A 12,392-nucleotide genomic window follows, 5' to 3' on the forward strand; every position below is an offset into this window, starting at 1 on the left:
GCATTCTCACTTCTGATACCTCCAGAGTCTCTTGTCGATTCTCCTTCAACGGCCTACAGAACGCTCTCCTACCAGTCGCTTACGCAACTCCACAGCTTCGGTTTATAACTTAGCCCCGTTACATTGTCGGCGCAGAGACTCTCGACCAGTGAGCTATTACGCACTCTTTAAAGGTATGGCTGCTTCTAAGCCAACCTCCTGGTTGTTTGTGAATCTCCACCTCCTTTCCCACTTAGTTATAATTAGGGACCTTAGCTGGTGGTCTGGGTTGTTTCCCTTTTGACCATGGAAGTTAATTCCCATAGTCTCACTCCTGAGCTCTAGAATTATGGTATTCGGAGTTTGATTGACTTCGGTAAGCAGTATGCCCCCTAGGTCATTCAGTGCTCTACCCCCATAATTGAACACTCAAGGCTGCACCTAAATGCATTTCGGAGAGAACGAGCTATCTCCTGGTTCGATTGGCTTTTCACCCCTAAACCTACCTCATCTCCCAACTTTTCAACGGCGGTGAGTTCGGGCCTCCACTGTGTCTTACCACAGCTTCACCCTGGACAGGCTTAGATCACCAGGTTTCGCGTCTACGCCCAGCGACTATGTCGCCCTATTCAGACTCGGTTTCCCTTCGGCTCCGTTAAACTTAACCTTGCCACTGAACGTAACTCGCAGGATCATTCTCCAAAAGGCACGCCATCACCCCAAAGGGCTCTGACCGCTTGTAAGCACACGATTTCAGGTTCTATTTCACTCCCCTCCCGGGGTTCTTTTCACCTTTCCCTCACGGTACTATGCGCTATCGGTAAGTAAGAGTATTTAGCCTTACGAGATATGGTCCTCGCAGATTCACACAGAATTCCTCGTGTTCCGTGCTACTTGGGAGAGATCATACATTTGATACGGTTTACCTGTACGAGGCTTTCACTCTCTACGGCAGGCCTTTCCAGACCTTTCCAGTTCGGCGTATCATAATGTCGAATACCTTGCAGTTCTTCAGACGATCTTCCCGCTACCCCGTAGATGCAACGGCTGCATCCTTGGCACATCTACGGTTTGGGCTCACCCCCGTTCGCTCGCCGCTACTTAGGGGATCGTTTTTACTTTCTTTTCCTCGGGTTACTTAGATGTTTCAGTTCACCCGGTTCCCTCTTTCGTGCTAAGACTCCATCTTAGCAGATTTCTCCATTCGGAAATCTTGGCATCACAGTTCGATTGCAACTCCACCAAGCTTATCGCAGCTTACCACGTCCTTCATCGGCTCTTACTTCCTAGGCATCCTTCGTGTGCCCTTAATATTTTAACCTTGTAATATAATTCATATTATTTAGACAGACTAACTACTCAATTTAAGATTGACTTAAAAATGAATTGTTAGTTAATTTAGAATATTTTCTCAATATCTACTATATAGTTTCCAATGTCCAAGTTTGATAGTAAAGAACACTATCAATCGAATAGAGAAAAAGTTAGTCTCCTTAGAAAGGAGGTGATCCATCCGCACGTTCCCGTACGGATACCTTGTTACGACTTCACCCCAATCGCTAATCACACCTTAGGAACATCCCTCCTTACGGTTAGGCCTGCTACTTCAGGTGCAACCAACTCTCGTGGTGTGACGGGCGGTGTGTACAAGACCCGAGAACGTATTCACCGCAACATGCTGATTTGCGATTACTAGCGATTCCAACTTCATGTACTCGAGTTGCAGAGTACAATCCGAACTAAGAACAGCTTTAAGAGATTAGCTCACCCTCGCGGGTTGGCAACTCTCTGTACTGCCCATTGTAGCACGTGTGTAGCCCAGCGTATAAGGGGCATGATGACTTGACGTCATCCCCACCTTCCTCCTGCTCATCGCAGGCAGTATCGCATGAGTGCTCAACTTAATGGTAGCAACATACAATAGGGGTTGCGCTCGTTGCGGGACTTAACCCAACATCTCACGACACGAGCTGACGACAGCCATGCACCACCTGTCACTAAGTTCCGGCAAGCCGGCACGAATCCATCTCTGGAAACTTCTTAGGATGTCAAACGCTGGTAAGGTTTCTCGCGTTGCGTCGAATTAAACCACATGCTCCACCGCTTGTGCGGGTCCCCGTCAATTCCTTTGAGTTTCACACTTGCGTGCGTACTCCCCAGGCGGATCACTTATCGCGTTAGCTTGGGCGCTGAGGTTCGACCCCCAACACCTAGTGATCATCGTTTACGGCGTGGACTACCAGGGTATCTAATCCTGTTTGCTCCCCACGCTTTCGCGCTTTAGCGTCAGTATCTGTCCAGTGAGCTGACTTCTCCATCGGCATTCCTACAAATATCTACGAATTTCACCTCTACACTTGTAGTTCCGCCCACCTCTCCAGTACTCTAGAAAAACAGTTTCCAACGCAATACGGAGTTGAGCCCCGCATTTTAACATCAGACTTATTTTTCCGCCTAGACGCGCTTTACGCCCAATAAATCCGGATAACGCTTGCGACATACGTATTACCGCGGCTGCTGGCACGTATTTAGCCGTCGCTTCTTCTGTTGGTACCGTCACTTTCTTCTTCCCAACTGAAAGCACTTTACAATCCGAAGACCTTCATCGTGCACACAGAATTGCTGGATCAGGCTTGTGGCCCATTGTCCAATATTCCCCACTGCTGCCTCCCGTAGGAGTAAGGGCCGTGTCTCAGTCCCCTTGTGGCCGTTCACCCTCTCAGGCCGGCTATCCATCGTCGCCTTGGTGGGCCGTTACCCCACCAACTAGCTAATGGAACGCAAGGCTCTCTCTTGGCGCATATAGCTTTCATAAGTTTCCCATGCGAGAATCTCATAATATCCGGTATTAGCTGTCGTTTCCAACAGTTGTCCCAGACCAAGAGGCAAGTTCCTTACGCGTTACTCACCCGTCCGCCATCCTCAATACCCGAAGGTAAATCGAATCGACTTGCATGTGTTAAGCATTCTGTCAGCGTTCATCCTGAGCCAGGATCAAACTCTTCATTCAAATATATTTAAAGTCCTAAGACTTACGTTTACACCATTTATTGGTTTGCCATTTCTGGCATTTTGTTATTTTCATAACTTCTGACTATTTTCTCTATTCGGTTGTTAATGTCCTTTAGTTTTACTTCGTCTGTGGTGTTTCCCACTGACATATATAATCATACCACAACGATTAAAGTTTGTCAACAAAGTTTTTTTATTTATTTTAAAGTATTATATTGTTTTTTATCATTAACCATTGTTTTCATTGGGTTTGTTTGTTAAAAAAATATTTTTTTATATGAAAAAATTTGAATTTTACAAAAAATAAAAAAGATTGGCAACTTCCTATCCTCCCAGGGGGCTGCCCCCCAAGTACTTTCAGCGTTTATGGGCTTAACTTCCAGGTTCGAAATGTTACTGGGTGTACCTCCATAGCTATCGTTGCCAATCAATATTTATTTGTGTGAACTATGAATTTTCCATAGTCGTGACTTTGTCACTTCTTGGATCATTCAAAACTATATAGTAGTATATTAAGGTTAAAACTTCGATATATTAGTATTGGTCAGCTAAAAGTCTCACAACTCTTACACCCCCAACCTATCAACCTCCTAGTCTCGAAGGTATCTTAAAGAGTACTTATCTTGAAGTCAGTTTCCCGCTTAGATGCTTTCAGCGGTTATCTGTTCCAAACGTGACTACCCAGCTGTGCCACTGGCGTGACAACTGGTACATCAGAGGTTTGTCCATCCCGGTCCTCTCGTACTAAGGACAGATCTTCTCAATACTCTAACGCCTACAGTGGATAGGGACCGAACTGTCTCACGACGTTCTGAACCCAGCTCACGTACCGCTTTAATGGGCGAACAGCCCAACCCTTGGGACCTTCTCCAGCCCCAGGATGCGATGAGCCGACATCGAGGTGCCAAACTCTACCGTCGATATGGACTCTCGGGTAGAATCAGCCTGTTATCCCCAGGGTAGCTTTTATCCGTTGAGCGACGACCCTTCCATTCGGAATCGCCGGATCACTATGTCCTGCTTTCGCACCTGCTCGACCCGTCAGTCTCGCAGTTAAGCTCTCTTATGCCATTGCACTCTGCGGTTGATTTCCATCCAACCTGAGAGAACCTTTGAACGCCTCCGTTACTCTTTCGGAGGCGACCGCCCCAGTCAAACTGCCCACCTAGCACTGTCTTCGAGGGTACAAACCTCAAATTAGAATTCCGACATAGTATGGTTGGTATTCCACCAGTGACTCCGCGTAATCTAGCGACCACGCATCATAGTCTCCCAACTATCCTATACATACGATGCCAAAACCCAATACCAAGCTACAGTAAAGCTCCATGGGGTCTTTCCGTCCTACTGCAGGTAACCGGTATCTTCACCGGTAATACAATTTCACCAGGCCTCCCGTCAAGACAGCTCTCAGATCGTTACACCATTCGTGCAGGTCGGAACTTACCCGACAAGGAATTTCGCTACCTTAGGACCGTTATAGTTACGGCCGCCGTTCACCGGGGCTTCAATTCGGAGCTCTCACTCCTCCTCTTAACCTTCCGGCACTGGGCAGGTGTCAGCCCATATACGTCGCCTTACAGCTTAGCATAGACCTGTGTTTTTGTTAAACAGTCGCCTGAGACTCTTCACTGCGGCCTCTCATAGCTTTGCGTCGCGTGTACGCTCACCATAAAAGGCACCCCTTCTCCCGAAGTTACGGGGCTATTTTGCAGAGTTCCTTAACGAGAGTTAGCCTGTCCGCCTTAGATTTCTCATCCTGACCACCTGTGTCGGTTTGGGGTACGGGCACTAATATCTTTATAACGCTTAGAAGCTTTTCTCGGCAGTGTGGTATTTGCACCTTCCATCTTACGACTCCTCATCACACCTCACGTTTAGTCTAGCGGATTTTCCTACTAGACCACGCTACATGCTTGAACTGGCACTTCCGTTCGCCAGCGTGCATAACCTCCTGCGTCCCTCCATCACTTGATATCAGTGGCACAGAAATATTAATCTGTTTTCCATTCGCCTACGCAATCTAGCCTCGGCTTAGGACCCGGCTTACCCAGGGGAGACAAACTTTACCCTGGAACCCTTGGTCTTCCGGCGTGGGGGATTCTCGCCCCCATTCTCGCTACTTATTCCTGCATTCTCACTTCTGATACCTCCAGAGTCTCTTGTCGATTCTCCTTCAACGGCCTACAGAACGCTCTCCTACCAGTCGCTTACGCAACTCCACAGCTTCGGTTTATAACTTAGCCCCGTTACATTGTCGGCGCAGAGACTCTCGACCAGTGAGCTATTACGCACTCTTTAAAGGTATGGCTGCTTCTAAGCCAACCTCCTGGTTGTTTGTGAATCTCCACCTCCTTTCCCACTTAGTTATAATTAGGGACCTTAGCTGGTGGTCTGGGTTGTTTCCCTTTTGACCATGGAAGTTAATTCCCATAGTCTCACTCCTGAGCTCTAGAATTATGGTATTCGGAGTTTGATTGACTTCGGTAAGCAGTATGCCCCCTAGGTCATTCAGTGCTCTACCCCCATAATTGAACACTCAAGGCTGCACCTAAATGCATTTCGGAGAGAACGAGCTATCTCCTGGTTCGATTGGCTTTTCACCCCTAAACCTACCTCATCTCCCAACTTTTCAACGGCGGTGAGTTCGGGCCTCCACTGTGTCTTACCACAGCTTCACCCTGGACAGGCTTAGATCACCAGGTTTCGCGTCTACGCCCAGCGACTATGTCGCCCTATTCAGACTCGGTTTCCCTTCGGCTCCGTTAAACTTAACCTTGCCACTGAACGTAACTCGCAGGATCATTCTCCAAAAGGCACGCCATCACCCCAAAGGGCTCTGACCGCTTGTAAGCACACGATTTCAGGTTCTATTTCACTCCCCTCCCGGGGTTCTTTTCACCTTTCCCTCACGGTACTATGCGCTATCGGTAAGTAAGAGTATTTAGCCTTACGAGATATGGTCCTCGCAGATTCACACAGAATTCCTCGTGTTCCGTGCTACTTGGGAGAGATCATACATTTGATACGGTTTACCTGTACGAGGCTTTCACTCTCTACGGCAGGCCTTTCCAGACCCTTCCAGTTCGGCGTATCATAATGTCGAATACCTTGCAGTTCTTCAGACGATCTTCCCGCTACCCCGTAGATGCAACGGCTGCATCCTTGGCACATCTACGGTTTGGGCTCACCCCCGTTCGCTCGCCGCTACTTAGGGGATCGTTTTTACTTTCTTTTCCTCGGGTTACTTAGATGTTTCAGTTCACCCGGTTCCCTCTTTCGTGCTAAGACTCCATCTTAGCAGATTTCTCCATTCGGAAATCTTGGCATCACAGTTCGATTGCAACTCCACCAAGCTTATCGCAGCTTACCACGTCCTTCATCGGCTCTTACTTCCTAGGCATCCTTCGTGTGCCCTTAATATTTTAACCTTGTAATATAATTCATATTATTTAGACAGACTAACTACTCAATTTAAGATTGACTTAAAAATGAATTGTTAGTTAATTTAGAATATTTTCTCAATATCTACTATATAGTTTCCAATGTCCAAGTTTGATAGTAAAGAACACTATCAATCGAATAGAGAAAAAGTTAGTCTCCTTAGAAAGGAGGTGATCCATCCGCACGTTCCCGTACGGATACCTTGTTACGACTTCACCCCAATCGCTAATCACACCTTAGGAACATCCCTCCTTACGGTTAGGCCTGCTACTTCAGGTGCAACCAACTCTCGTGGTGTGACGGGCGGTGTGTACAAGACCCGAGAACGTATTCACCGCAACATGCTGATTTGCGATTACTAGCGATTCCAACTTCATGTACTCGAGTTGCAGAGTACAATCCGAACTAAGAACAGCTTTAAGAGATTAGCTCACCCTCGCGGGTTGGCAACTCTCTGTACTGCCCATTGTAGCACGTGTGTAGCCCAGCGTATAAGGGGCATGATGACTTGACGTCATCCCCACCTTCCTCCTGCTCATCGCAGGCAGTATCGCATGAGTGCTCAACTTAATGGTAGCAACATACAATAGGGGTTGCGCTCGTTGCGGGACTTAACCCAACATCTCACGACACGAGCTGACGACAGCCATGCACCACCTGTCACTAAGTTCCGGCAAGCCGGCACGAATCCATCTCTGGAAACTTCTTAGGATGTCAAACGCTGGTAAGGTTTCTCGCGTTGCGTCGAATTAAACCACATGCTCCACCGCTTGTGCGGGTCCCCGTCAATTCCTTTGAGTTTCACACTTGCGTGCGTACTCCCCAGGCGGATCACTTATCGCGTTAGCTTGGGCGCTGAGGTTCGACCCCCAACACCTAGTGATCATCGTTTACGGCGTGGACTACCAGGGTATCTAATCCTGTTTGCTCCCCACGCTTTCGCGCTTTAGCGTCAGTATCTGTCCAGTGAGCTGACTTCTCCATCGGCATTCCTACAAATATCTACGAATTTCACCTCTACACTTGTAGTTCCGCCCACCTCTCCAGTACTCTAGAAAAACAGTTTCCAACGCAATACGGAGTTGAGCCCCGCATTTTAACATCAGACTTATTTTTCCGCCTAGACGCGCTTTACGCCCAATAAATCCGGATAACGCTTGCGACATACGTATTACCGCGGCTGCTGGCACGTATTTAGCCGTCGCTTCTTCTGTTGGTACCGTCACTTTCTTCTTCCCAACTGAAAGCACTTTACAATCCGAAGACCTTCATCGTGCACACAGAATTGCTGGATCAGGCTTGTGGCCCATTGTCCAATATTCCCCACTGCTGCCTCCCGTAGGAGTAAGGGCCGTGTCTCAGTCCCCTTGTGGCCGTTCACCCTCTCAGGCCGGCTATCCATCGTCGCCTTGGTGGGCCGTTACCCCACCAACTAGCTAATGGAACGCAAGGCTCTCTCTTGGCGCATATAGCTTTCATAAGTTTCCCATGCGAGAATCTCATAATATCCGGTATTAGCTGTCGTTTCCAACAGTTGTCCCAGACCAAGAGGCAAGTTCCTTACGCGTTACTCACCCGTCCGCCATCCTCAATACCCGAAGGTAAATCGAATCGACTTGCATGTGTTAAGCATTCTGTCAGCGTTCATCCTGAGCCAGGATCAAACTCTTCATTCAAATATATTTAAAGTCCTAAGACTTACGTTTACACCATTTATTGGTTTGCCATTTCTGGCATTTTGTTATTTTCATAACTTCTGACTATTTTCTCTATTCGGTTGTTAATGTCCTTATCTACAATTCTTGTCGGCGGTGTTTCCCGCTGACAAAAATTATAGTACCATAAATTTTAAACTTCGTCAATGATTTATTTTTTTATTTTTAAAAACTTTTTTTAGTCTACCATTTTTCATTAAGATTATCCTCTGTTTTTCTAATTAAATCATGCAACGCTTTTTGTCTTTGAAGATATTTAGCTCTTCTTTTATTTACACTTTCTTTAGTTGTATTTATTATTGGTAATAAGAAACCAGCTATAATTCCAGCTGAAAATCCATTATTATAAAGATTAAGTCCTCCATGAATTACACCAATACTTTGGACTACAGCTATATGTAACATTCCTGCTACAACTCCCCATATAGGTCCATACACACCTGCAATTGGAGCTAAAGAAGTTCCAAATAATCCTGATAAAGCTATTGTAAAGCCATCTGTAGTACTTCCAAACTTTCCTAAAAATACACCAAGTAGTATCGGAGTTATATTTAAAATTGTTTTTCCATAAGCTGAGAATCCAACTATTGTTAATATTCCTGCTAATAAAGGACCATTTAAAGTTTGACCTAATAAAATTGGATACATCATAGCTACAAACCCCATAATTCCCATATTTATAAAAGTAATTCCATATCCATATTTTATAACAAAATCACTTTTTAATCCCGTATCTTTTAATAATGTCTTATACCCTGAAAAACTTTTATTATTTATGTAGTAACCTATAAATATTAATGATAAAAATACTCCACTAGATATAACTTTTAATTCTAAATCGTGTTCTGTTGAAATTATTCTTTGAGGAACAACAACAAACTGGTAAAGCTTTAAAACTGAAGCTATTACAGCTCCTAATATTCCTCCAGTAAATCCTAGATTATAAAGATTGAATCCTTCATGAAATCCTGCCATTTTTTTAGCTAATGGTGTTACAATAAATCCAATTACAATACCTAAAACAATTGCATTTATATATGCATATTCACTTAATACATGAATATTAAAAGCAACTTCACTTATAAATGGAGCTAGTGCACTTGTAAAAGATATTGTTACTAAAATATCTTTAAAGTCTATGTGCTCATACTTTGAGTAAAGAATTCCACCAACATAAAATGGTAAAATATTTAAAATATTTTTTCCAAAAAAGGAAAATCCAAATACTGTAAAAAATGATGCTATTGCTATACCATTTAACGGAGTTCCTAGAAGCCTCATTAAAGTATAGTTAAATATAAAAATTAAAAAAGCGTTTAAAAATGTCGCTCCCATTCCACCAATAACTAAAAAATCAGTTATCAATACCGTTGGAGATGTCAGAATTCTTATAAATCCTGCTAATACATTTTCTTTCCCTCTTAAAACAAAATAAACAAACATAGCAAAAAGTATTCCTGCTACTACTTCTGTTAGAAGCCAAATCTTTTTGCTTCTATTCCCTTTAAAATTATCCAATCTATCACCCCTTTTAACTCTCTATTAAAATTTTAATATTTTTTCCATTAAAAATCAATTTTTTTATATATAAATCATTGACTTTTCAATACTTCAATGATAATATTTAAACAAAAGTTTATGTATATAAACATTTGTTTAAACGGAGGTGTTTATGACCAACAGAGAAAAAGAAATTTTAAAGTGGATTGAAGAAAATCCTTTTATATCTCAATCTGAATTAGCAGAAAAAGCTGATATTGCTCGTTCATCTGTTGCAGTACATATTTCTAACTTAATAAAAAAAGGTAAAATAATTGGAAAAGGATATATTATACAAAAAAAATCTTTCGTTTCTGTTATTGGTGGAACTAATATTGATATTTCAGCTCAATCTTATTCATCTTTAAAAGACTACGATTCTAATCCTGGGAAAGTTAGCACATCTTTTGGTGGAGTTGGAAGAAATATTGCAGATAATTTATCAAGATTAAATCAAGATGTCGAACTAATAACAGTATTAGGTGATGATTTTAACGGTGAAGAAATTAAGAGAAATTGTAAGTCTTTAGGAATAAATATATCTAACTCCTTAACAATTCCAAATTCACCAACATCAACTTATATATCAATTTTAGATGATAATAATGATATGAAACTAGCTATATCAGCTATGGACCTCTATGATAACCTTTCGATAGATTTTATTAAATCTAAGAAAGAGATTTTAGATGAATCAAAGCTGTGTATAATTGACACTAATATACCAAAAGAAACTATTGAATATATAGTTAATAATTTTTCAATTCCATTATTTTTAGATTGTGTTTCTACAACTAAAGCTTTAAAAATAAAAGAATTTATTGGAAAATTCCATACTATAAAGCCTAATCAACTTGAAGCTGAAACACTTTCTGGCATAAGTATTATAGATCAAACTTCATTACAAGAATGTGCTAATTTCTTCATTCAAAAAGGAGTTAAGCAAGTTTTTATCTCTTTAGGTGAAAAAGGGGTGTTCTACTCTAATGGAGAAATATGCGGTCATATGAAACCATTTAAAACAAAAGTTATAAATACTACTGGTGCTGGTGATGCTTTTATGTCTGGAATCGCCTATAGTTACTTAGAAAATTTAGATATTATTGAAAGTTGTAAAAATGGTATTGCATGTGCTGCAATAGCTATTTCAAGTGAAAAAACAATAAGTGATAACATGTCTTTAGAAAATATTAATAGAATCAAGGAGGAAAATTTATGAATTTAGCAAAATATTTAGAAATTTCAAAAGAAGTTAGGGAAGCATTAGAAAATAACAAACCAGTTGTTGCTCTTGAGTCAACTATAATATCTCACGGTATGCCTTATCCACAAAATGTTGAGACTGCTTTAAAAGTTGAAGAAATTGTTAGAGAAAATGGTGCTGTACCTGCCACTATCGCTATTCTAAATGGAAAACTTAAAGTTGGTTTAAGTAAAGAAGAGGTTGATTACTTAGGAAAAAAAGGATTAGAAGTTACTAAAGCTAGTAGAAGAGATATTCCTGCTATATTAGCTTCTGAAGATGATGGTGCTACAACCGTTGCATCTACTATGATTATTGCAGCTCTTGCTGGTATTAAAGTATTTGCTACAGGAGGTATTGGTGGAGTTCATAGAGGAGCTGAAACAACAATGGACATCTCTGCTGATTTAGAAGAGTTAGCTATGACTGATGTAGCTGTTGTTTGTGCTGGAGCTAAATCAATTCTTGATATTGGTTTAACACTTGAATTCTTAGAAACAAAAGGTGTTCCTATTCTAGGTTACCAAACAAAAGAATTACCTGCTTTCTATACTAGAAAAAGTGGATTTAAAGTAGATTACAAAATGGATACACCTGAGCAGATTGCTAAAACTTTAAAGGCTAAATGGGATGTTAACTTAAAAGGAGGAGTTGTTATTGCAAATCCAATTCCTGAAGAGTTTGCTATGGATTTTGATACAATTACTAATGCTATTAACAACGCTGTTGCTGAGGCTGAAGAAAAAGGTATCAAAGGAAAAGATAGTACTCCATTCCTACTTGCTAAAGTTAAAGATATTACAAAAGGAAAGAGTTTAGAATCTAATATTCAATTAGTTTTCAATAATGCTAAACTGGCTTCTGAAATAGCTAAAAATTATTGCGAATTATAAAATAACAAATCCCTCTTCTAGGTTTTTCTAAAAGAGGGATTTATTATTTTTATAAAAATATAAAAAAAACAGGAACATATAAGTTCCCGTTAAATACTATTTTAAATGGCTGGGGTGGCTGGATTCGAACCAACGCATGACGGAGTCAAAGTCCGTTGCCTTACCGCTTGGCGACACCCCAACATCAATAAAATAATATCATTTTTTTTTGACATTGTCAACGATTTTTTATTCTTCTACAATTTCTTCTTCTACTACTTCTATGGGTGTTATTTCCTGCGACATAACCTCTTTATACTTAGCTATAACAGAATCTGTTATATCCTTTCTAAGTTCAGGTGTTATCGGGTGAGCTATATCCTTGTATTCTCCATCAGGCATTTTTCTTGAAGGCATAGCAACAAACATTCCTTTTTGACCATCAATTACTTTTAATCCATGAATTACAAAACATTCTTCAAAAGTAACATCTGCATAAGCTTTTAACTTAAGTTCGTTTTCATTTTTCACTGTTCTCAATCTTACATCTGTAATTCTCATTCTAAATGCACCTTCCTTATGATTTAG

General features: G+C 41.6%; 4 protein-coding genes, 1 tRNA gene and 5 rRNA genes (1 of these 10 only partly in view). 2 read left to right on the plus strand and 8 right to left on the minus strand.

The window, feature by feature from the left end:
• The 6 genes from H5J23_RS02255 to H5J23_RS02280 form a co-directional block, all read right to left on the minus strand.
• A 23S ribosomal RNA gene (locus tag H5J23_RS02255) occupies positions 1-1,300 on the minus strand; it reaches 1,617 nt to the left of the window's first position.
• 176 nt (positions 1,301-1,476) lie between these two features.
• Positions 1,477-2,989 (minus strand): 16S ribosomal RNA (locus H5J23_RS02260).
• Between the two features lie 313 nt (positions 2,990-3,302).
• Positions 3,303-3,419, minus strand: a 5S ribosomal RNA gene (gene rrf / locus H5J23_RS02265).
• 86 nt (positions 3,420-3,505) lie between these two features.
• A 23S ribosomal RNA gene (locus H5J23_RS02270) occupies positions 3,506-6,422 on the minus strand.
• A 176-nt stretch (positions 6,423-6,598) separates the two neighbouring features.
• Positions 6,599-8,111 (minus strand): 16S ribosomal RNA (locus tag H5J23_RS02275).
• Together the 16S, 23S and 5S rRNA genes form the textbook arrangement of a ribosomal RNA operon.
• 222 nt (positions 8,112-8,333) lie before the next feature.
• Positions 8,334-9,668 (minus strand): DUF1576 domain-containing protein, encoded by a 1,335-nt coding sequence (locus tag H5J23_RS02280; protein WP_185890834.1) that lies wholly within the window; start codon positions 9,666-9,668, stop codon positions 8,334-8,336.
• A gap of 154 nt (positions 9,669-9,822) precedes the next feature.
• Here H5J23_RS02280 and H5J23_RS02285 point away from each other — a divergent pair, with 154 nt between their 5' ends.
• Together H5J23_RS02285 and H5J23_RS02290 are read left to right on the plus strand one after the other, a co-directional pair.
• Entirely contained in the window at positions 9,823-10,908 is a 1,086-nt protein-coding gene (locus tag H5J23_RS02285) for a carbohydrate kinase (protein ID WP_185890836.1), read from the plus strand.
• Entirely contained in the window at positions 10,905-11,825 is a 921-nt protein-coding gene (locus tag H5J23_RS02290; RefSeq protein ID WP_185890839.1) for a pseudouridine-5'-phosphate glycosidase, read from the plus strand. The genes H5J23_RS02285 and H5J23_RS02290 overlap by 4 nt, the downstream gene beginning before the upstream one ends.
• A gap of 106 nt (positions 11,826-11,931) precedes the next feature.
• On the opposite strand, the gene H5J23_RS02295 is transcribed toward H5J23_RS02290, so the two are convergent.
• Together H5J23_RS02295 and spoVG are read right to left on the minus strand one after the other, a co-directional pair.
• A tRNA-Gln gene (locus H5J23_RS02295) sits at positions 11,932-12,006 on the minus strand.
• Positions 12,007-12,053: 47 nt separating this feature from the next.
• Complete coding sequence (gene spoVG / locus H5J23_RS02300; RefSeq protein WP_023049991.1) at positions 12,054-12,365, minus strand: septation regulator SpoVG; 312 nt, start codon at positions 12,363-12,365, stop codon at positions 12,054-12,056.
• Positions 12,366-12,392: the final 27 nt, after the last annotated feature.

The sequence above is a fragment of the Cetobacterium sp. 2G large genome (assembly GCF_014250655.1).
In the GTDB taxonomy this organism is placed as follows: Bacteria; Fusobacteriota; Fusobacteriia; order Fusobacteriales; family Fusobacteriaceae; genus Cetobacterium_A; species Cetobacterium_A somerae.